This is a genomic window from Desulfovibrio oxyclinae DSM 11498, assembly GCF_000375485.1.
Taxonomy (GTDB): Bacteria; Desulfobacterota; Desulfovibrionia; order Desulfovibrionales; family Desulfovibrionaceae; genus Pseudodesulfovibrio; species Pseudodesulfovibrio oxyclinae.
Genome location: NZ_AQXE01000009.1, coordinates 158,346 through 179,358 on the forward strand (window position 1 = coordinate 158,346; position 21,013 = coordinate 179,358).

At 57.9% G+C, this 21,013-nt stretch carries 17 protein-coding genes; 12 read left to right on the plus strand and 5 right to left on the minus strand.

The window, feature by feature from the left end:
- From B149_RS0111335 to B149_RS0111345, 3 genes are all read right to left on the minus strand, one after another.
- Positions 1 to 1,002 (minus strand): PEGA domain-containing protein, encoded by a 1,002-nt coding sequence (locus tag B149_RS0111335; protein WP_018125275.1) that lies wholly within the window; start codon positions 1,000 to 1,002, stop codon positions 1 to 3.
- Between the two features lie 99 nt (positions 1,003 to 1,101).
- A complete protein-coding gene (locus B149_RS0111340) occupies positions 1,102 to 3,603 on the minus strand; it encodes a Lon protease family protein (RefSeq protein WP_018125276.1) in 2,502 nt (833 codons plus the stop codon).
- Between the two features lie 9 nt (positions 3,604 to 3,612).
- Complete coding sequence (locus tag B149_RS0111345) at positions 3,613 to 3,999, minus strand: Hsp20/alpha crystallin family protein (protein ID WP_169332919.1); 387 nt, start codon at positions 3,997 to 3,999, stop codon at positions 3,613 to 3,615.
- Positions 4,000 to 4,319: 320 nt separating this feature from the next.
- On the opposite strand from B149_RS0111345, the gene B149_RS0111350 reads away from it, so the two are divergent.
- The 3 genes from B149_RS0111350 (at position 4,320) to B149_RS0111360 (ending at position 7,247) form a co-directional block, all read left to right on the plus strand.
- The gene (locus tag B149_RS0111350) at positions 4,320 to 5,144 is read left to right on the plus strand and encodes a universal stress protein (RefSeq protein WP_018125278.1); all 825 of its coding nucleotides are present in this window, start codon (positions 4,320 to 4,322) and stop codon (positions 5,142 to 5,144) included.
- 31 nt (positions 5,145 to 5,175) lie between these two features.
- Positions 5,176 to 6,717 carry a glycine betaine uptake BCCT transporter gene (locus B149_RS0111355; protein ID WP_018125279.1) on the plus strand — a complete coding sequence of 514 codons (1,542 nt, stop codon included), beginning with the start codon at positions 5,176 to 5,178 and terminating at the stop codon, positions 6,715 to 6,717.
- A 227-nt stretch (positions 6,718 to 6,944) separates the two neighbouring features.
- Complete coding sequence (locus B149_RS0111360) at positions 6,945 to 7,247, plus strand: hypothetical protein (RefSeq protein ID WP_018125280.1); 303 nt, start codon at positions 6,945 to 6,947, stop codon at positions 7,245 to 7,247.
- Between the two features lie 199 nt (positions 7,248 to 7,446).
- On the opposite strand, the gene B149_RS0111365 is transcribed toward B149_RS0111360, so the two are convergent.
- Together B149_RS0111365 and B149_RS0111370 are read right to left on the minus strand one after the other, a co-directional pair.
- Entirely contained in the window at positions 7,447 to 7,629 is a 183-nt protein-coding gene (locus B149_RS0111365) for a hypothetical protein (protein WP_018125281.1), read from the minus strand.
- 20 nt (positions 7,630 to 7,649) lie between these two features.
- Positions 7,650 to 9,800, minus strand: coding sequence for an EAL domain-containing response regulator (locus tag B149_RS0111370; protein ID WP_018125282.1), 2,151 nt, complete (start codon positions 9,798 to 9,800; stop codon positions 7,650 to 7,652).
- Between the two features lie 181 nt (positions 9,801 to 9,981).
- Between B149_RS0111370 and B149_RS0111375 the strand changes: the two genes are divergently transcribed.
- The 9 genes from B149_RS0111375 to B149_RS0111415 all read left to right on the plus strand — a co-directional run bounded on the left by B149_RS0111375 (position 9,982) and on the right by B149_RS0111415 (position 20,986).
- Entirely contained in the window at positions 9,982 to 10,242 is a 261-nt protein-coding gene (locus tag B149_RS0111375; protein ID WP_018125283.1) for a DUF493 family protein, read from the plus strand.
- 131 nt (positions 10,243 to 10,373) lie between these two features.
- Positions 10,374 to 11,228: a Fe-S cluster assembly protein NifU gene (gene nifU / locus B149_RS0111380; RefSeq protein WP_018125284.1), complete on the plus strand. Its 855-nt coding sequence runs from the start codon at positions 10,374 to 10,376 to the stop codon at positions 11,226 to 11,228.
- 2 nt (positions 11,229 to 11,230) lie between these two features.
- The gene (nifS, locus tag B149_RS0111385; protein ID WP_018125285.1) at positions 11,231 to 12,427 is read left to right on the plus strand and encodes a cysteine desulfurase NifS; all 1,197 of its coding nucleotides are present in this window, start codon (positions 11,231 to 11,233) and stop codon (positions 12,425 to 12,427) included.
- Positions 12,424 to 13,347 carry a cysteine synthase A gene (gene cysK / locus B149_RS0111390; protein ID WP_018125286.1) on the plus strand — a complete coding sequence of 308 codons (924 nt, stop codon included), beginning with the start codon at positions 12,424 to 12,426 and terminating at the stop codon, positions 13,345 to 13,347. Before nifS ends, cysK begins: the two co-directional genes overlap by 4 nt.
- A 10-nt stretch (positions 13,348 to 13,357) precedes the next feature.
- Complete coding sequence (epsC, locus tag B149_RS0111395) at positions 13,358 to 14,272, plus strand: serine O-acetyltransferase EpsC (RefSeq protein ID WP_018125287.1); 915 nt, start codon at positions 13,358 to 13,360, stop codon at positions 14,270 to 14,272.
- Between the two features lie 251 nt (positions 14,273 to 14,523).
- Positions 14,524 to 16,761 carry a type I secretion system permease/ATPase gene (locus B149_RS0111400; protein ID WP_018125288.1) on the plus strand — a complete coding sequence of 746 codons (2,238 nt, stop codon included), beginning with the start codon at positions 14,524 to 14,526 and terminating at the stop codon, positions 16,759 to 16,761.
- A gap of 8 nt (positions 16,762 to 16,769) precedes the next feature.
- Positions 16,770 to 18,098 (plus strand): HlyD family type I secretion periplasmic adaptor subunit, encoded by a 1,329-nt coding sequence (locus B149_RS0111405; RefSeq protein ID WP_018125289.1) that lies wholly within the window; start codon positions 16,770 to 16,772, stop codon positions 18,096 to 18,098.
- Between the two features lie 7 nt (positions 18,099 to 18,105).
- A complete protein-coding gene (locus B149_RS17090) occupies positions 18,106 to 18,864 on the plus strand; it encodes a transglutaminase-like cysteine peptidase (RefSeq protein WP_018125290.1) in 759 nt (252 codons plus the stop codon).
- 49 nt (positions 18,865 to 18,913) lie between these two features.
- The gene (locus B149_RS0111415; protein ID WP_018125291.1) at positions 18,914 to 20,986 is read left to right on the plus strand and encodes an HD domain-containing phosphohydrolase; all 2,073 of its coding nucleotides are present in this window, start codon (positions 18,914 to 18,916) and stop codon (positions 20,984 to 20,986) included.
- The last annotated feature ends 27 nt before the right edge of the window (positions 20,987 to 21,013 follow it).

Here is a 21,013-nt window from a genome sequence, read left to right on the forward strand (position 1 = left end):
TTATTCTCCTTCGGTGAGCTTTTCCAGCAGGTCCACTGCGCCCTCGGGATTGATGGAGGCGCCAACGGAAGTGGAACTCTTGGTGGTTGTCTTGGAGTAGGAGCCGTCCTTGCCGAAGGATTCCTTGCTGTGGGAGGATCCGCCGACCTTCTTGCTGCCGCCGATGTCGCCCATGCCGGCGGCCGCCGCCTTGAGCGCGTCGAAAGTGGCCTTTTTGCCGTCAACAGGGGCGGTCTTGGGCGCGCCGGTCACCTGATGCGGGTATCCGATGCGCCAGTCGTTGGAGTTTTCGCGGTATGCGGGATACACGGCCGTAAGATGCTTTCCGTCCTTGGTTGCCACAACGGAGAACTTGCGCACCGGGGTGCCGCTCATCATCTTGGCAGGCTGCGGAACCACCTTGAAGTGCCAGTGGTTCTGGGGGCTTTTCCAGCTTCTGCTCTGTCCGGATTTACCGCTTTCCAGCACCCGGTCAAGCACCTCGTGATCGAATTCGGACATGACGCTCAGGGCATCGGTCTGTTCGGACGAAGGTGTTGCGGCATGGGACGCGCCATGGGAAGAGCCGGAATGCGCAATGCCCCCGACCGGGGTCAGTTGCACTTTGACGGTAGAGGGTGTGAGCACATACGCCTCGCCACTGGATTTCTGATCCTCGATGGCGCCGACGCCGGAGTTGACGCCCATGAAAGCGTCGTCAAAGAACTTGCCGTCCTGCACGCCCTGATTCACGGCATTGAGCATGGTGCTGTCAGCCTGATACTGGCGCTTGATGGTTACGTCCTCCTGACGATAGCCCTGTTTGGTAAGCGTGAGGATGTGATCGCTGTTGCGGGTAAGCTCCACATTGGCAGGAGTCTGCCCTGCAGGCTTTCCATCCACAAGGATTTGCGCACCCAAAGGGTTGGTGCTGACGGGGATATTCTGTTTGAAAACTTCGGCCTGACATCCGGCAAACATCAGGGACACAACGACAAGCAAAAGTGCTGGAAATCTCTTCATCAAACCCTCCATCAAGGTATTTTCCCCATGGATAGCAGAGGCACCCCGACAAGGAAAGCCGGAAAAACCGGACCGCCCTGAAGCGGCCCGGTTTCATTGTCATGTTTTCTTGCCTGAGCTCTTTTTTCCGCTGCTTTTACCGTTTTTGCCGTTGTCGTCATTCGGTCCCTTGCCGAAGTCGCGCAACCCTTCGGCCAGCTCCAGCAACCTGTCGTTTACCTTTCTGAAAACGGAGTTGGCGGTGTACTTGCCGGATTTATTCATGGTTCCGGCTTTCACGCCCGTGAGCAGTTCGATGCCTTCCGCTATGGTCTTCACCGACCATACGTTGAATTTGCCATCCTTCACGGCATCGACCACTTCCGGCAGCAGCATGAGGTCCTTGACGTTGGCCTCAGGCACCATCACGCCCTGATCCCCCGTCAGCCCGGCATGTTTGCAGCACAGGTAGAAACCTTCGATTTTCTCGTTCACGCCGCCGATGGGCTGTACTTCGCCCCGCTGGTTCACGGATCCGGTCACGGCGATGTCCTGCCTGAGCGGTATCCCGGACAGGCTGGAAAGCAACGCGTAGAGTTCGGTGGATGATGCGGAGTCCCCGTCTATGCCGCCGTAACTCTGTTCAAAGGCGAGGCTCGCCGAAAGGCTGATGGGTTTGTCCTGTGCGAACATCTCTCGCAGATATCCGGCGAGGATCAGCACGCCCTTGTTGTGCGTGGGACCGGACATGTCGGCCTCGCGCTCAATGTTGATGATCCCGGCCTTGCCCATGCCGGTGGTGGCGGTGATCCGCGAAGGCTTGCCGAAGGCATAATCGCCCAGCGAATACACGGCCAAGCCGTTGACCTGACCGACCTTCTCCCCATCCGTGTCCACGAACAGGCTGCCTCGGTCGATCATCTCCTGAATGCGTTCCTCGATCTGGTTGGTCCGGTGCACTCTGGCCTCAAGAGCCTTCCTGACATGCTCCTGTCCAACAGTGTCGGCCTTGTCCACACTCGCAAAGTGATCGGCTTCGGCCAGCAGATCCGAGAGCTTGGGGAAGGCGGTGGTCAATTTCTCTTGCCTGCCCGCCATGCGTACGGACTGCTCAAGCACAGCGGCCACGCCATCCGCAGCAAATGGACGCAGGCCATCACGCTCCGCCTCGTGACGGATAAACCGGGCCACCTGATTCACCGCGTCTTCATCTCGATCCATGGAAGACTCGTAATCGGCGCGCACTTTGAATATTTTGGCCATGTCCTGATCATAGTACCTGAGCAGCTGATACAACCTGTTGTCACCCAGCACCACGACCTTGACTTCCATGTCGATAGGCTCGGGTTTCAGCCCAATGGCCGTGATGAAATAGTACGGGTCGTAGGTTTCGATCTCGATCTTTTCGGTCTTGAGCGATCGTTTGAGGGTCTGCCATACGCCCGGTTCCATGATGGCGTCCATGAGGTTGATCACCAGATAGCCGCCATTGGCCTTGACGAAGCTGCCCGCGTTGATGCGGCTGAAATCCGTGTGCCAACCGCCGTGGCGCTCCATGGTGCGGTCGATGCTGCCGAAAAGATTCCGGTACGTGGGGTACGATTCGATGATCACCGGCGGCCCTTCCTGCTCGGAGTTGTCCACCAGCAGATTTACGGAATACGGCCGCATGAGCGCATCGGGATCGGGCCCCGGCATCATCATTCCGGGCATGGGGCCCTGCATCGACTTTCCGAGCTTCTTGATGACGTCGAGATTCTCCACCATATTGTCCAGCACCGAGTCGAGGTAGTCGCCCACTTTTTCTCCGGGAAATTCCTCCCGGACCGGCGCCATGTGCTCCTCGGCCAGATTCAGGAACATCAGACGGTCCACTTCGTCGTGCTTCTTGTTCACTTCCTGATTCAGGTCACGGATGTTCTGGACGATGTCGTCCACCTCATGCTTGATCTTCTCGCGAAGCTCCTTGAGCCGCTCGAACTCCTCGCGCGGGAACCGGCCATTCTCGACCATCTCTTCCAACTGAATCATGCGTTTGGGTTCGTTGTCCACCAGCGGCACGATGTCCGGGCGTTGATACGGTCCCATCTGCATCCGGACCATGACGAGGCCGGTGTCCTTCACCTTGTCCTCAATGGCCTTGTAGAAGGACATGACCTTCTTTTCATGCGCTTCGTGAATCTCGTTCTTGCGCTGGATGTATTCCTCGCTCTCGAAAAGCTGCGGAGCCTCGCGCTTTACCGCCTCCACGAACTCCTGCATGGCTTTCTTGAACTTGTTTCCCTGCCCGGCCTCGAAGCGCAGCAGGATGGGATACTCGTTCTTCTTGAAATTGTTGACGTAACAGAGGTCGTCCGGTGTCTCGCGCTCGCCGTTGAGATTTTTGAGAAGTTGCCGGACCGTGGAGAGTCTGCCGGTTCCCGGCTCGCCGGTGACAAAGATGTTATACCCCTTGCGGCGCATCCCCATGCCGAAGCGGAACGCCTCCACCCCTCTTTGCTGCCCTATGATATCGGTGAGCGGCTCTATGTCGTCGGTTGTCTTGAAGCCCAACTTTGAGGGATCGACCTTCAGACGAAGATTTTCAACGGGAACTTTCGGTGTCTTTTTGCGCTGAGCCATATCAACTCCTCATCCTTTCTCGATGCGAATGGTGCGAACGGTGGAGCAACCGCAACGAGGCATTTCGATTTCGAGCATGTTTTCCCTGAACGAAGCCTTCACGTCTTCCGGCCGGATTCGGCACGGCAGATTGACGCGCTTGCGGAACACCTGCGTTCCGGAAACTCCCGGACCCGACATCTGGTGCCTGCCTTCAATGACCATGACGTCATCGTTGACGCTTATCGCGATATCGTCACTGTCCATGCCTTCCGGTAGCCGCAGCCGGGCAAGCAGACGGGTGTCGTCCATGCGAAACCGTATGCCGCCCACCATCGAAGACCCGGTTCTGGGCAGATCGAAATCGGAACAGAAATCATCGAACAGGCGATCAATGTCCCGTTTCAGTTTGGTCAATTCACGTTGACTCCATATTCTCAAATCCGGCATCGAAACGTCCTCCTTGCACGCTGGGGAGAGAGAAACATCATTACCGCAATTGATAGCATAAAGAGGGAAAAGGACAACCACCCGGACATCATCCATAACGCGACTAACCCTGATGACGCGTGCCCTTTTCATGAAGTATGCTTTTGACGAAACGGTTCACCGCATGTATGCGGGGTGTGTCCATCCGGCGAACGGCCGGCTAAACCCCTTTGGATGCGGCAGTTTTGCCAGGAGGCAGGACTCGGGATAAACAATCCCGCACCAATGGAAAGCAAGGAGGAACAGGCGTGCTCCAAAAAGCGGCGCTCAAGATAAGTCTTGCGGAACCCAAAAAGAAACTGCTGGACATGGTCACGTTCCTGAAGAACTTCGGCACCAGCCAGGTCGTGCTCGTTCACGTCAGGACCAGCAGCAACTACCGGCGCAGGGAAGAAGCTGCCGAACAGCTTTCCCAGCTCGCCAAGGAAGTGGCGGACCTCGGCCTCACCGTTGAGACAACCATCCGCACGGGGCACGCTCCCACCATGGTCATGGAGGCGGCCGAGAACTCCGGTGCCGACTACGTGGCCATTTTCTGGCAGCCCAAGGCCCTGCTCCGGCAGGCGCTCATCGGCAGCATCGACTCCGACATCCTGCGCATGAGCAACCTGCCCGTTTTCGTTTACAATCCGAAGCTCTTCAAACCCGTGGTGGATCTCGATAGCGTGCTCTATGCCACGGACTTCAAGTTCACTGACGCGGTAGTCATGCCGTATCTGGTCAACAGCCGGTTCAAGGCGCACCAGCTCTACCTGCTGCATGTGGGAGAACGAGCTCCGGACCCGGTCACCGAAAAGGATCGAAAGCAGAACGTGCTCGACAACCTCCAGCGGCTGGCGGACGAATGCGCCCATGCCTATGATCAGGTCGAGGTCATCGAGACCATCGGCATGGTTCGCAGGCAGATCATCCGGCAGGCAAAGTCCAAAGGCGTGGATCTGATCGTGGTGGGCAAATCGGAAAAGCCGGACACTTTGAGCCGCATCATCGGCTCCACCGCGGAAATCCTGCCGCACAAGGCGCGTTGCAACGTCTTCATCATTCCCGGCATCTGCAGCATCTCCGCCTCCTGAGGGGCGGACAAGCAACAAGGAACGATCCCCGATGTTCAAGCTGAAAAAAAACATCGTTTTCGCAATATCCCTGCTGATCGTGCTCCTGCTGGTGCTGATCGGCGTATACACACCTGAGGGGCTGGACGCATGGACAGCCGACATGCACTCGTACATCATCAGCAACTTCGGCTGGACGTACCTGCTTTCGGCGTTTCTCTTCCTGCTGTTCAGCCTGTTCATGGCGTTCAGCAAGTACGGCGAGATCAAACTCGGCGGCGACCATGAAAAGCCCAGATTCTCCTATTTCGGCTGGTTCAGCATGCTCTTCGCAGCAGGCATGGGCATCGGTCTCATCTTCTGGGGCGTTGCCGAACCCATGAGCCATTACCTGAACCCGCCAGCCTACATCGCCGACGCCTCGCCGGAAGCCGCCAAGTTCGCCATGCGCTACAGCTTCTTCCACTGGGGCGTGCACCCGTGGGCCATCTACATCGTCATGAGCCTTTCCATCGCCTATTTTTCCTTCAGGCGCGGAATGCCGCCGCTCATCTCCAGTTGCTTCTATCCGCTCATCGGTGACCGCATTTACGGTCCCATCGGGTACTTCATCGACATCTTGGCCGTATTCGCCACGGTCTTCGGTATTGTGACTTCGCTAGGCTTGGGAGCACTTCAGATCAACACGGGACTTGCTTGGGTGTTCCCATTCGAGGGCACCTTCACCACCACCCTGATCATCATCGCCGTGGTCACCGTACTGTTCATGATCTCCAGCATGACGGGCCTCGACAAGGGCATCCAGATTCTCAGCAAGACCAACGTGATGCTTGCCATCCTGATCCTGCTGTTCATGCTCTTCGTGGGCCCAACGAACATGTCCATGAACGTGCTGGTGAGCACCTTTGCGGACTACGCTTCGTCTCTGTTCAGCATGAGCCTGTCCACCAACCCCTTCCGGGGACTGGAGTGGACGCAGAACTGGACGCTCTTCTACTGGGCATGGTGGATTTCGTGGTCGCCGTTCGTGGGCCTGTTCGTGGCAAGTATCTCCCGCGGCAGGACCATCCGCGAATTCGTGACGGGCGCGCTCATCGTGCCGACACTGCTCACCTTCGTCTGGTTCAGCGTGTTCGGCGGCGCGGCATTCAATCTGGAACTGCATCAGGGAGCGGGCATTGCGGCCGCCGTGTCGGAAGACATCTCCACAGGGCTTTTCAAGCTCTACTCGTTCTATCCGCTCAGCGAAGTGCTGACCATGCTCACCGTGGTGCTGCTGGTGGTCTTCTTCGTCACCTCGGCCGACTCGGCTACCTTCGTGCTCAGCATGATGACCTCCGGCGGACAGGAAAATCCTCCGGCCGCCAAGAAGCTCATCTGGGGCCTGACCGTTTCCGCCACGGCCGCCATCCTGCTCTTTTCCGGCGGACTTGAAGGATTGCAGCGAATGGCCATCGCGGCGGCGCTGCCGTTTGCGGGGATCATGCTGCTGCTGTGCCTCTGTCTGCTACGCGGGGTGCGATACGAATTCCGCAAGGAGCGCTACGTGGAAACGCCCAAAAGCGAAGCAGTTTCCTTCTCTCAGGAAGAGTAGAGGGAAAACGACCATTCATAAAACGAAAGGCCCGCTTGAGCGCAAGACGTTTTCCATATATGTTGACGAAAACGACTTAAATCAACGGTAACCCCCTGTTTGCTATTGCGAACAGACGGGATTCTTATGGGTGAGATATTTTCCCAGGTTGTGGTTTCACCAATACGAGATAGCCCTTTTGGTATCGGCTAGGCCTTGATAGATTCTTGCTCAAACGGAGGAGGGAAATGCCTATGCAGAATGCCCTGAATATGATGCTTTGCTGGGATCCTGGAACTGACAATGTTGCGCTGGTTCCTTGGCCAGACACAACTGGGAAAAGTGACCGTTACTTGATGACCGGCCTTGCATGTTACACCCACATTCAAAATATGGATTTTGAACAGCGCAAGAAGCAAATATTTATAGATGCCATGCACTTGATTGTCCGAGACAGATGCGATCCAGCATCTGTCCACGCCGCACTTTTGGGGTTAGAAGAATACTGCGACGGATGTGCGGATGACATGCCGGGTATAAAACGAGAGTGAAACCATCTGCTCTTTTTCTACTCGACATAACGTGGAGATGAATAAATACATTTTTCTGAGAACAAATGGTTCCTCTCGTTTAGAATCGGCACTAATTACCAATTCAAAAAAGGCCCCGAATTCGGGGCCTTTTTTTCAACATTTATAGAAAACGCCTTGGCTTGAGCGGGCCTTTCGTTTTTCGAAATACCGAAAAAAATCAGAGCCATTTGAAGACATTGCCGAGGGCGAGACCGACAAAGCCGGTACTGACCAGCCAGAAGGGGCGGATCAGGTCTTCGAGGGCCGGGATGGACATGACGTCGAGATTGATGAGGATGCCGACAAGCCCGCAGAGAACGGACAGCATCCAGGTGACGATGCTTGGGCTGTTCATGGTCATGGTGTAATCCTTGCGTTTCGTTACAGCTTCAGGGCGTTCGGAGTAAGGAGTATTTCCCTCGCGTCCGATTCGGGAACCGGTTTCGAGAACAGATAGCCCTGACCATGGTCGCAATGCAAGGAGTAAAGGGTATCCTTCTGCTCCTGAGTCTCGATTCCCTCTGCCACGACGGAAAGTTTGAGAGCGTGGGCAAGGTTGATGATGGCCCGAACGATCTCAACGCTGTCACGGTCGCGATCAAGCCGCTGAACAAAACTCAGGTCCACCTTGAGCTGGTCCACGGGGAACTTCTGGAGATAACTCATCGAGGAATACCCCGTGCCGAAGTCATCCACGGAAAGAGATATCCCGATGTCCTTGAGTGCATTGAGTTTCCTTACGGAGTCCATCACGTCGAGCATGATGACCGTTTCGGTTATCTCCAGTTTGAGGTGTTTGGGCGGCAGGCCTGTTTCCGCCAACACGCTGTCCACCATCTGAACCAGCGACGGTTCCCGGAACTGCCTTGCCGAGATATTCACCGAAAAGAATACCTGCTCTGGACGCCTGCACTGCTTCAGCCATTCTGTAAACACGCCTGCGGCTTTTCGCAGCACCCACTCCCCCATTTCCACGATAAGCCCGGAATCCTCGGCAATGGGGATGAATTCCCCGGGACTCACCAGCCCCCTGTCCGGATGTTCCCAGCGAATGAGCGTTTCAAATCCGGTTACCTCGGCACTTTCAAGGTTGATTATGGGCTGGTAGTGCAGAATGAATTCATCATCCCTGAGGGCGCGGCGCAGGTCCTTTTCCAGCGTGAGCGTCCGCACGGCCTTCTCCCGCATGGAATCTTCAAAGAACGTATACTGATTCTTGCCCGCATCCTTGGCGGCATACATGGCAATGTGGGCATTATGCAGAATGTCCTCGGAACAATCCTCGCACTTGCCGTCGGAAACGACCACGCCCATGCTCGCCGAGGACCGAACCTCGTCCATTCCGAGCATGAACGGCTTTTGCAATTCAGATATGATCTTATCCGCCACGGTTTTCACATGATCGTGGTCATGGAATTCCTCCACGAGCAGCACGAACTCGTCACCCCCGAAACGTCCCACCGTATCCATGTCGCGCACGCAGCCGCGCAACCGATCCGCTACTTCGGCCAGCAGCTTGTCGCCAGCCACGTGCCCAAGCGTCTCGTTGATGACCTTGAATCGGTCCAGATCAAGCAGCAGCACGGCGAAATACATGGAATGACGCTTGGCGCGCTGACGGGCTCGATTCACGCGCTCCATGCAAAGCACCCGGTTGGGCAGGCCGGTCATGGGGTCGTGAAGCGCCTGATGCTCCATGCGCTCCTCCATCTCGCGGCGCTCCGTCACGTCACGAAGGCTGACGCGCGACCCAAGATGCTCGTCCTGATCCACCACACTGCGCTTGACCGCATTGACCCAGCGCATACGGGCGTTGCTGTTGTAGATTCTGAAATCTATCGAGCCGCCGTCCCCGTGCTCTTCGTCGGAAAGGAAATCACGCCACAGGGGAATGTCGTCCTGATGCATGATGGTTTCCATAAATCCGGGATCGTTGATGAACCGCTCCGGCGGGTATCCGCTGATGCGTTCGCAGGCCGGACTGACATAGAGCGTACGGTCATCCGGGGAAATCCAGCTTTCCCAGTCGTAGTTGTAATCCGCCACGATGCGGTAACGCCGCTCGGATTCCTCAAGCGCGTTTCTGGATTCCTCAAGCTTGTGCACCAGCGTGGAAAGTCTCGTTGCCGCGGTTTCGATACTCCTGCGCTGCCGATGCAACTCCACGAAGGTCCGCACCTTCCCGCGCAGGACTTCCGGCTCCACGGGCTTGAAAAGGTAGTCCACCGCACCGAGTTCATAACCTCGGAAGATGTGACGCTGTTCCTTGTTGATGGCGGTGACGAAAATAATCGGCGTGGAACGGGTTTCCGGCTTTTCACGCAGCCTTTCCGCGCACTCGAAGCCGTCCATGCCCGGCATCATCACATCCAGCAGAATCAGAGCGAAATCGCCTCTGGCAGCGATCTTGAGCGCCTCTTCGCCGGACATGGCCGAGAGTATGTTCAGCTGAAAGCCTTTGAGAATCCCTCTGAGCAGCTTCAGATTAATCTGTTCGTCGTCGACGATGAGTATGTTTATGCGCTCGCTCATGCTCTCTTCACTGCGGTTAAACGGGAATTTGACTTAGAACAGTTACTACCAGTCATCTTGGGAATAACGAATTATATACTGCACCGATTTTCGGCAGGATGCACGCATCAATCCTGTTCGCATTGACAATCGGAAATCCACCCTTATAGTCATCGGATTGCATACTCCAAGGAGACACAACATGACGGAAAAAAACCGGCAGTTCATGGAAACCCTCGACGAACACCACGACTGGCCCTGCCCGTACGTGTTCAAATTCATACTTCCCACGGAAAACCTCTCCCTCTTTGAGAAAGAGTTTTCCGACCACAATTGTTCCTACAAGGAATCCCGCACCGGAAAATATACCAGCGTAACCATGGAACCCACGGTCTGCTCCGCGGCGGAAGTCATGGAAGTGTACGAGCGCGCTTCGGACATTCCGGGCATCATGTCGCTCTAGACATTCCATACCAAAAGAGTAGATTAAAACCCGCGTAACGGGTGGACAACACGGCGCAAGCGTTTTAACAGGTGTAGACATGGAAAAATTCCCTGCACCGATTCCATAGCCTCAAGCAAAAGGAGCGCCCCATGTGGGAATATACCGACAAGGTCAAGGAACACTTTCTCAATCCCCGCAACACCGGAACCATCGAGGATGCCGACGGCATCGGAGAAGTTGGCTCCCTCGCCTGCGGGGACGCGCTGAAGCTCTTTCTCAAGGTCAATGACGACGGCGTCATCGAAGATGCCAAGTTCCAGACCTTCGGCTGCGCTAGCGCCATCGCATCCAGCTCCGCCCTCACCGAGATGATCATCGGCATGAGCATCGACAAGGCGGAAAAGCTCACCAACAAGGACATCGCCGAATACCTCGGCGGCCTGCCCCGCGAGAAGATGCACTGCTCCGTGATGGGACAGGAGGCGCTCGAACAGGCCATCCGCAACTACCGCGGCGAAGCCGGAACCGTGGCCGAACATTCCCATGAAGGCGAACTCATCTGCGAATGCTTCGGCATCTTCGACGAGGAAATCCTTCGCGCCATTCGCGAGAACGACCTCAAGACCGTCGAGGACGTGACCAACTTCACCAAGGCCGGCGGCGGCTGCGGCAAGTGCGTCCCGGACATTGAAGACCTGTTGGCGCAGGCGCACGGCGAAAAGGCCGCATGCGAAGTGCCCGTGCAGGACGCCCCCCCGGCGCATGGTTTGACGAACATGCAGCGTATGCGCCTCATCGACCAGGTGGTCGAAGAGGAAATCCGCCCCATGCTCCAAAAGGACGGCGGCAACATCGAGCTGGTGGATGTGGATCGCACCAAGGTCTATGTACGGCTGCTCGGCATGTGCGCGGGCTGTCCTTCCAGTCAGGCCACCCTCAAGGGCCTCGTGGAAGCGCGCCTGCAGGAAAAGGTCGATCCCGAAATCACCGTTGAGGAGGGGTAGTCATGAGCACCATCTACATGGACAACAACGCCACCACCAAGGTTGACCCGCAAGTGCTCGACGAGATGCTGCCGTATTTCAGCGAGCTGTACGGCAACCCTTCCAGCATGCACCGCTTTGGCGGCGAGGTCGGCGGAAAGATCACCGAAGCCCGCGAACGTGTGGCAAAACTGCTGGGCTGTGAGCCCCGGGAAATCATTTTCACGGCCTGCGGCACCGAGTCCGACAACACGGCGATCCGCTCCGCGCTCAACGCGCAACCCGGCAAGAAGCACATCGTGACCACCCGCGTTGAGCACCCGGCCATCCTGAGCCTGTGCAAGCATCTTGAAAAACGTGAAGGCTACGAAGTCACCTTCCTGAACGTGGACACCGACGGCAACCTGAATCTCGATGACCTCAAGGCAGCCATCCGCGATGACACGGCCGTGGTCTCCGTCATGTGGGCCAACAACGAAACCGGCGTTATTTTCCCGGTGGAGGAAATCGGTGCCATCTGTCGCGAAAAGGGCGTTATGTTTCATACGGACGCCGTGCAGGCCGTGGGCAAGATTCCCATGAACCTGAGCGAGATGCCCATCGACATGCTTTCCCTTTCCGGACACAAGCTGCACGCGCCCAAGGGCGTCGGAGCGCTTTACGTCCGCAAGGCCCTGCCCTTCCGGCCCTTCATGGTCGGCGGACATCAGGAACGCGGCCGCCGCGCAGGGACCGAGAATACAACGGGCATCATCGCCCTCGGCCGCGCCTGCGAGATCGCCGGCGAACACATCGCCGAGGAAAACGACTCCGTGAAGGCTCTGCGCGACAAGCTCGAAACGGGTCTGATGGAATCCATCACCGACGCCAAGCTCAACGGCGACAAGGAAAAACGCCTGCCCAACACCAGCAACATCTCCTTCGGCTACGTCGAGGGCGAGGCCATCCTGCTGATGATGGACCAGCTTTCCATCTGCGCAAGTTCCGGCTCGGCCTGCACTTCCGGCAGCCTTGAGCCGTCACACGTGCTGCGCGCCATGGGTGTGCCGTTCACCTTCGCCCACGGATCCATCCGTTTCAGCCTCAGCCGCTTCAATACCGAAGAGGAAGTGGACTTCATCATCGAGAACCTGCCGAGGGTCATCGAGAACCTGAGAAAGATTTCCCCGTTCTCCGCCAAGGACTCCGGCCCCGCATGCACTCCGAGGAGCACGGAATGAACATAGCCGACAGCATGACCGATCTGGTCGGGAAAACGCCGCTGGTCAAACTCAACAAGCTCAGTAAGGACCTCCCGGCCACCGTGGTGGCCAAGCTCGAATTCTACAACCCTTGCGGTTCGGTCAAGGACCGCATCGGGGTAAACATGATCGAGGCGGCGCTTGAACGCGGCATCATCGACGAAAACGCCGTAGTGGTCGAACCCACCAGCGGCAACACCGGCATCGGGCTGGCATTTACCTGCGCGGTCAAGGGAATGCGCTGCATCCTGACCATGCCGGAATCCATGAGCATGGAGCGTCGCAAGCTGCTCAAGGGCTTCGGCGCCGAGCTGGTGCTGACCCCGGCGGACAAAGGCATGAAGGGCGCCATCGACAAGGCTCACGCCCTGGTCGAGGAACTGGACAACGCCTACATGCCAATGCAGTTCGAAAACGAATTCAACCCAGAAGCGCACCGCAAAACCACTGCCGAGGAAGTCTGGAACGACACCGACGGACAGGTGGACGTCTTCGTGGCCGGCGTGGGCACCGGCGGCACCATCACCGGCGTGGGCGAAGTGCTCAAGCAGCGCAAGCCCGACGTGAAGATCGTGGCCGTGGAACCTGCGGCCTCGGCGGTACTCTCCGGTGGCGACCCCGGCCCGCACCCCATTCAGGGCATAGGCGCAGGCTTTGTGCCCGGCGCGCTCAATACGGAAGTCTACGACGAGGTCATCGCCATGGACAACCAGACCGCGTTCGACACCGCCAAGCGCATGATCACCGAGGAAGGCATCCTCTGCGGCATCTCATCGGGCGGCAACTGTGCGGCCGCGCTGGAACTGGCTGCCCGCGAGGAAAACCGCGGCAAACTCATCGTCTTCGTGGTCTGCGACACCGGCGAGCGCTACCTGAGCACCCCGCTTTTCGAGGATTAGGAGCCTGACAATGACCGAGGAATACAATCTCGACAAAGTGGTTGAACGTCTGTGCGGCAACGGGCACGCCATCGCGTCCCGCCGTTTTCGCGGCGATGCGCCCATGCCCTCCGTGGATACGCTCTCAGAGATCGTGGAAGACCTGCGCTCCGTGCTTTTTCCGGGCTACTACGGCCCGTCAGAAATCACCCCGGCCACCCTGCCTTACTCTGTCGGCTCCACGCTGGACCGGGTGGAACGCAACCTGGCGGATCAAATCAATCGCGGCTACTGTTTCGTCTGCGACCGCGAAGGCAGGGAACGCTGCGCCGACTGCGAGCAGCGCGCCCTGACCACGGCACGTAAATTCATCATGGCCCTGCCGGACATCCGCGAGATGCTTCTTGGCGATGTCGAAGCCGCCTACGACGGCGACCCGGCCGCCAAGACGCACGGAGAAACGATCTTCTGCTACCCGTCCATCCGCGCGCTGACGAACCACCGCATCGCGCATGAGCTGCACAGACTCGACGTGGACATTATTCCACGCATCATCAGCGAAATGGCGCACTCGGACACAGGCATCGACATCCACCCGGGCGCGACCATCGGTAAACGCTTCTTCATCGACCACGGCACGGGGACCGTCATCGGCGAGACCTGCGTCATCGGCGAGAACGTACGCATTTATCAGGGCGTGACACTTGGCGCAAAGTCCTTCCCCAAGGGCGAGGGCGACCAGCTCATCAAGGGGCTGCCCCGCCACCCCATCGTGGAGGACGACGCCATCGTCTACGCCGGTGCGACCATTCTCGGCCGCGTTACCATTGGCAGGGGCGCGGTCATCGGCGGTAACGTCTGGATAACCCGAGACGTCCCGGCCGGTGCCTCCGTAGTGCAGTCCCGAGCCATGCGCTACGCATTCGAAAACGGCGGCGGCATTTAGACTGCTCCCACAATACCGTCTGCAACCGCCCTCCTGGACATGCTCCGGAGGGCGGTTTTTCTTTCAGGATGCCGCCCAGCCGAAGACGGACTGCAACTGTGGAAAAAACAGCGTGCGGACGCTCATAAAGCCAGACCGAACTTGACAAAAATGACCGCACCGGAAATGAAGGTATTGATACAATCGAACGGAACGGGCGACGGGCCCTCCCGCCCTTCGCGTAACCGCCAGCATACAATCCGGAAGTCTTCATGACAGAAAAAACGGAACAGTCCCCTTCCTCCCCGCAGAGTGAGCCCAAAACCGCGGCGGAGGACAAGCAAAAGACCGGACCGGACCTCAAGCGCGACGAGCGCCTGCTGCCCAGTGACATCGATTTCCAGCCACCGCTGGTCATCTGCCTTTCCATCATCAGCCGCCTGCTGAACAAGCCCGTGTCCTCGGCCACTATCAAGGCCGGACTTCCACAGGAAGAAAGCGTCATCACGGCCTCTTCCATAGTGCGGGCCGCAGAGGGTATCGGCATAGCCGCCAAAACCGTGCACCGTCCGCAGCTGGAAAACATCACCAAGCTGGTCATGCCCTGCATCCTGCTGCTTCGCGGCGGCAACGCCTGTGTTCTTCTCGAACGCAACGAGGAAACGGCCCGTGTGGTCATTCCCGGCCACGGCATGGACGAAACCGAAGTCCCGGTAGCCGACCTTGACGAGGAATACACCGGCTACGCCATCTTCTGCCACCGCAAGAGCAAACTGGACAAGCGCGCCAGCGAGCTCAAGCTGCTCAAAACCAAAAAATGGTTCTGGGGAGTCATTCTGCGCTTCTGGCCCATCTACAGGCACGTCATCGGCGCAAGCGTCATGACCAACCTGATCATCGTGGCCTCGCCGCTGTTCGTCATGAACGTCTATGACCGCGTCATCCCGAACAACGCCTTCGACACGCTCTGGGCACTGGCCATAGGCATCGGCATCGCCTACATCTTCGACTTCATGCTCAAGAACCTGCGCAGCTACTTCGTGGACGTGGCGGGCAGAAACGCGGACATTCTCATCGGCAGCCGGATCATGCGGCATCTCATGTCAGCCCGGCTGGACCACATGCCTGAATCCGCTGGCGCCATCGCCAACAACGTCCGCGAGTTCGAGTCCATGCGGGAATTCTTCAGCTCCAGCTCCCTTGTGGCGCTGATCGATCTGCCGTTCCTGTTCCTGTTCATGTGGGTCATCTACTACATCGGCGGTCCACTGGTCTGGCCCATGGTGATCGCCGTCCCCGTCGTGATCCTCGTGGGTTTTCTCATCCAGATGCCCTTCCAGCACATCATCGAGAACCACTACAAGGAATCCACGCAGAAAAACGCCCTGCTTTTTGAGATCGTGCAGGGGCTTGAGACCATCAAGACCAGCATGGCGGAAGGCCGCATGCAGTCCCGCTGGGAAAACGTGGTGGGCATGTCCGCCATGTCCAACAGCCGGGCCAAGGTGCTTGCAAACATATCCGTGACATTCTCGGCGCTTGCCACCCAGTTGGTGAGTGTTTCGATCATTATCATCGGTGTCTATCTCATCTCCGAGGGCGAGCTGACCGTTGGCGGACTCATCGCCTGCAACATTCTTTCGAGCCGTGCCATGGCTCCCCTGAGCGCCATCGCCGGGTTGCTCACGCGTTTTCAGCAGTCCAGAATGGCCCTGAACGCCCTGAACCTGCTCATGGACATGCCCAGCGAGCGCCCGGAGGACAAGGAAACCTTCCATTACGGCGAAATCGAGCCCTCGCTGACGCTTGAGGACGTTTCCTTCAGTTACCCCGGCACGGACAAGGCTGTGTTGAGCGACATCAACCTGCACCTGAAACCGGGAGAAAAGGTAGGTATCATCGGCAAAACCGGTGCGGGGAAATCCTCGCTGGGCAAGCTCTGCGTGGGACTCTACCAGCCGGTGCACGGCTCGGTGAAGCTTGGCAACATCGACCTGCGCCAGATGGACGTCGCCAACCTAAGGCGCAAGGTGGGCTATGTTTCACAGGATCCGCTTCTTTTCTACGGCACCCTGCGAGACAACATCGCCTTCGGTCTGCCTGAAGCCGACGACCAGTCCATCAAGTACGCTTCGGAACTGGCGGGAGTGAATGACTTCGTGAAAAACCACCCTGCCGGATTCGGCATGAAGGTCGGCGAGCGCGGCGCATCCCTCTCGGGCGGCCAGCGACAGGCAGTCTCCATTGCCCGCGCCGTCCTTCCGGACCCGGAAGTGCTCATCATGGACGAGCCTTCAAGCAACATGGACAACCAGTCCGAAGTGCGGCTCAAGAACAACCTGCAGCCGTTCGTGAAGGACAAGACGGTTATCGTCATAACCCACCGGCATTCCATGCTTGATCTGGTTGACCGACTCGTAGTGATGGACAACGGCAGGATCGTGGTGGACGGCCCGAAGCAGGCGGTGCTCGACGGCCTGAAATCCGGCAAAATAAAACTTCCCTCCTGAGGCCGAACATGAGCAATGACAGATTCGACAGGGAAACCCTGCTCTACATGTCCGAAGTGGACCAGGCGATGTACGGCCGAGGCCGGAAGCTCGCCTATCTCATGTCCGTGGCCATAGTCCTGATGATCATCGGATTCATCGTCTGGGCACACTTTGCGGAACTGGACGAAGTCACACGAGGTTTTGGCAAGGTCATTCCATCCAGACGCGTGCAGGAAATCCAGAACCTCGAAGGCGGCATCCTGAGCGAAATCTTTGTTCGCGAAGGCCAGCGGGTGGAAAAAGGGACCCTGCTCTGCCGCCTGCGCAACGAACAGGCCGTGAGCAGCTACCGCGACGCGGTGACCAAGGAGCTTGAGAACAAAGCGGCCGTGGCCCGGCTCATTGCCGAAGTGGACGGCACGGAACCGACCTTCGACGAGGAGCTCAAGGAAAAGATTCCCCAGACAGTGGAAGACCAACGGCGCATATACGAGGCACGCCAGCAACAGCTCGCCATTGAGATCGAACTGTTGCGGGACCAGTACGAGCAGAAGAAACAGGAAGTGGCGGAAATGATCAGCCGCCGCAAGCAGCTCATCCAGCGTCTCAAGAACGCGGAAAAGCAACGCAACATCACCAAACCGCTGGTGGAAAAGCAGATACACTCCGAACTCGACTATCTGGCCCTTGAACAGAAGGTGCTTGAACTCAGGGGCGAGGTGGAAGGCATTGCCATGGCGCTTCCCCGCAACCGCAAGGCCGCCGAGGAAGCACTTGGTCGCATAGAACAGCGCAAGGCCGAATTTCGCAGCAAGGCCCTTGAAGAACTCAACGAGCGCCGCCGCAGGCTCACCTCCATTCAGGAGATGCTCACGGCAGGCATCGACCGCGTCACCCGTACCGACGTCCGCTCTCCGGTCAACGGCATCGTCAAGCACATCCTGATCAACACCCTCGGCGGCGTGGTCAAGCCCGGCGAATCCATCATGGAAATCGTCCCGGTGGACGGCACCCTGCTCATCGAGGCACGCATCAAGCCAGCAGACATCGCCTTCCTGCATCCGGAACAGAAGGCCATGGTCAAGATTTCCGCCTACGACTTCTCGATCTACGGCGGCCTCGAAGGCAAGGTGGAACACATCAGTGCGGACACTATTCAGGACAAGCAGGGGGACAACTATTATCTCGTCAAGGTCCGGACCAAGACCAACTCCATGACCTACCACGGCGAAGAACTCCCCATCATTCCGGGCATGACCGCTCAGGTGGACATCCTCACAGGCCAGAAATCCGTACTGGACTACCTGCTCAAGCCCATTCTCAAGGCCAAGAACAACGCCCTGAGGGAACGCTAGGAGCCGCATGGGGTTTGCTGCCGTCATATCGCGCCTGACAGGAACCGGACTGGCCTTCGTGGTCGCTCTGGGCGTGCTGGCGTGGTGCCCGGCGGCGAATGCCAGTGAGCAGGCTGACGTGGAATCACCCTCTTCAATGAAAGAGCCCGCCCCTGAAAAGAGTGAAGCCAAGAAAAAGAACCGCCTTTTCGGCACGCTGGAATTCAAGGGGCGCATCAAGAAGCTCCCCAAATGGAGCCGGGTGCTGGACAGGATGCACGCCTGGAAAGGATATTTCCGGGACTCCTCACTCGCGGACCTGCCATCCAAGGCGGGATGGATCAAGCTCAAGGCCGACACGCGAGGCATGTCCCGCATGGAACGCCTGAAGGCGGTGAACAAATTCTTCAACCGCTGGCCCTACAGGCTGGACCCCGCAAACTACGGAGCCAAGGACTACTGGGCCACGCCCCCGGAATTCCTGAAACGCTCAGGCGACTGCGAGGACTACGCCATCGCCAAGTTCTACGCGCTCAAGGAGCTCGGGTTTTCCGGCGACGAGATGCGCATCGTGGCGCTCAAGGACCTCATCAGAAACATAGGACATGCGGTGCTTGCCGTGTATCTGGAAGACGACATCTACGTGCTGGACAACCAGACCGTGATGGTGCTGCCCCACTCACGATACAAGCACTACCTGCCCTACTATTCCGTAAACGAAAAATTCCGCTGGATGCACGTTCCCACCTCGGGCGGGGATTTGCTCAAGCGGAGATTGAAGCAGTGACGACAGCCCCATACGGGGCGGAACGTTATACACCAGATGGAGATGTGACATGAATGCACAGACACCTCATCCAGAGGAGATCCCGAAGTATCCGGGAGAACGGCAGAAGGGGCTGAAAATCGGCCTGCTCGCCACGTTCGTGGTGGTCGTTTCCGCGGCCATCGTGATTCTCGCGGGCAGGGTGATTTCGGCCAAGCAGGCCGAAGCCGTCAAGAATCAGAAGACCCGGCTGGAAATACTGGCCGACGGACGCAGCGAGGTCTTCGAAGCGTGGCTTGACGGACTTGCCCAACAGGGAGACAGGCTCATCAAGTCAGACCTTTTCCGGCTCTATGCCGCGGAAGTGAATCTGATCGACGGCGACCTTTCCGCAATCTTCGGCTCCGTTCCCGGTGAACGCGACGAAGACGCATCGGACCTCGCGGTGCAACTGCCCATGATGAAAAACATCCTGCGGGAGTTTTCCACCTATTCCGGATTCCTCAACGCACGCATCATCAGCCGCGAAGGACAGGCATACATCGCCACCGATGGATACCTTCCGCCCATGAGCGACCGCCAGATTGCGCTCTCTCAGGCTTGCATGCGCGACCATCAGGCCAAATTCTCGCCCCTGCGCAAAACATCGCAAGGGCTTGAGATGGATATCCTCGCTCCGATCTACCCTCCCGATTCGGACGATGACGCGAAACCGGTGGGAGCGCTGATGATGACCAGACAGGTGACCGGAAAACTCACCGAACTGCTGTCCAACACCGCCCTCTCCACCGAAGGCGAGCGCACCAGACTGATGCAGAAAACCGCTCAGGACTTCAAACAGGTCACTCCGTGGACTGCCGAAGGCTTTTCCGACATCACGGCCGATCTGGAGATGGACAAAAACGGGCATCTCAACTTCGCGCCGAGGCAGAGCCTTTCCGACCCCGCAAAAGAAGTCTTCTCGCTTGGCATCGCCGTGGAAGGCACGCCATGGTGGGTCGTTCAGGAGGCGGATCGCGACATGGCGCTGGCCGCAGTGCAGAGCTACAAACGCACGGTCTACCTGCTTGCCGCCTTCGGCGTCCTGACTGTGCTGCTCGCTGCGGGACTGGCTTGGTGGATACTCGCCGGAGCGCACAACAAGCGCATCGCCGAGGAGTTCCGCAAGCTTGCCGCTCGCATCGAGGATCAGAAACGGTTCATCGATTCCATCAACAGCAACATCACCGATTTCATCACCCTCAAGGACCTTGAAGGCAAGTTCACCTACGTCAACGAGGCCTTCGCCAAGGCGCTGGGCCGCGACGAAGAGGACATACTTGGCATGGATGCTCAGGCCGTCTTCGGCTACGATACCGCCAAACGCCTATGCTCCCATGACGAGTCGGTGGTACGCGAAAGGAAACGAGTAACGGTGAACGAACCGGTCTACCTGCTCTCGCAGCGGTACGAATTCAAGATATCCAAGTCGCCTTACCTCGACTCGCAGGGTAACTGTCTCGGCATCGTCGAGGTCTACCATGACATGACCGAATTCATGGCCGTTCAGGAGCGCAACCGCAAACTCATCCGTCGCGCCATGGAAGCGCTCGGCAACACCATTGAAGCCACGGACCCATATCTGGGCGGACATACCAAACTGCTGGCCGGGCTTTCCGTGGAGGTTGCAAAGTCACTCAATCTTTCCGAAATGGAAATCGCCGAGATAGAGACTGCCGCGAACCTGTCGCAGATAGGCATGATGTTCGTGCCCAAGGAGATCCTCACCAAGCCCGACAGGCTCAACGACGAGGAAAAGGCCATCATGGAACAGCATGTCGAACATGCCTACCGCATCCTGCGCAAGATCGACATCGATGACGGCGTACTCCGCGCCATCTATCAGATGAACGAACGCATGGACGGCTCGGGCTACCCGAAAGGACTTGCCGACGGAGAGATCATCATGCCCGCGCGCATTCTCTCGGCCGTGAACTCCTTCTGCGCCATGATCCGCCCCCGCTCCTACCGCGGCGCGAAGACCATGCAGGAAGCGCTGGACGTTCTCAGGAAGGATTCGGCCCGCTATGACGACAGCGTGCTGGAGGCTCTCTCCGAAACGCTCTCCTCTCCGGCCGGCGAAAAGCTCATCGTGCAACAATAGTCCACTTCCCCATCTGGTGAAAACCCC

What these genes read in the sequence shown, in the direction of transcription:
- B149_RS0111405 (WP_018125289.1), top strand. Translation starts at nt 16,770, where the DNA reads ATGAGCAATGACAGATTCGACAGGGAAACCCTGCTCTACATGTCCGAA.
- B149_RS0111365 (WP_018125281.1), bottom strand. Translation starts at nt 7,629, where the DNA reads ATGACCATGAACAGCCCAAGCATCGTCACCTGGATGCTGTCCGTTCTC.
- B149_RS0111335 (WP_018125275.1), bottom strand. Translation starts at nt 1,002, where the DNA reads ATGAAGAGATTTCCAGCACTTTTGCTTGTCGTTGTGTCCCTGATGTTT.
- epsC (WP_018125287.1), top strand. Translation starts at nt 13,358, where the DNA reads ATGACCGAGGAATACAATCTCGACAAAGTGGTTGAACGTCTGTGCGGC.
- B149_RS0111360 (WP_018125280.1), top strand. Translation starts at nt 6,945, where the DNA reads ATGCCTATGCAGAATGCCCTGAATATGATGCTTTGCTGGGATCCTGGA.
- nifS (WP_018125285.1), top strand. Translation starts at nt 11,231, where the DNA reads ATGAGCACCATCTACATGGACAACAACGCCACCACCAAGGTTGACCCG.
- B149_RS0111355 (WP_018125279.1), top strand. Translation starts at nt 5,176, where the DNA reads ATGTTCAAGCTGAAAAAAAACATCGTTTTCGCAATATCCCTGCTGATC.
- B149_RS0111370 (WP_018125282.1), bottom strand. Translation starts at nt 9,800, where the DNA reads ATGAGCGAGCGCATAAACATACTCATCGTCGACGACGAACAGATTAAT.
- B149_RS0111415 (WP_018125291.1), top strand. Translation starts at nt 18,914, where the DNA reads ATGAATGCACAGACACCTCATCCAGAGGAGATCCCGAAGTATCCGGGA.
- cysK (WP_018125286.1), top strand. Translation starts at nt 12,424, where the DNA reads ATGAACATAGCCGACAGCATGACCGATCTGGTCGGGAAAACGCCGCTG.
- B149_RS0111400 (WP_018125288.1), top strand. Translation starts at nt 14,524, where the DNA reads ATGACAGAAAAAACGGAACAGTCCCCTTCCTCCCCGCAGAGTGAGCCC.
- B149_RS0111340 (WP_018125276.1), bottom strand. Translation starts at nt 3,603, where the DNA reads ATGGCTCAGCGCAAAAAGACACCGAAAGTTCCCGTTGAAAATCTTCGT.
- B149_RS0111375 (WP_018125283.1), top strand. Translation starts at nt 9,982, where the DNA reads ATGACGGAAAAAAACCGGCAGTTCATGGAAACCCTCGACGAACACCAC.
- nifU (WP_018125284.1), top strand. Translation starts at nt 10,374, where the DNA reads ATGTGGGAATATACCGACAAGGTCAAGGAACACTTTCTCAATCCCCGC.
- B149_RS17090 (WP_018125290.1), top strand. Translation starts at nt 18,106, where the DNA reads ATGGGGTTTGCTGCCGTCATATCGCGCCTGACAGGAACCGGACTGGCC.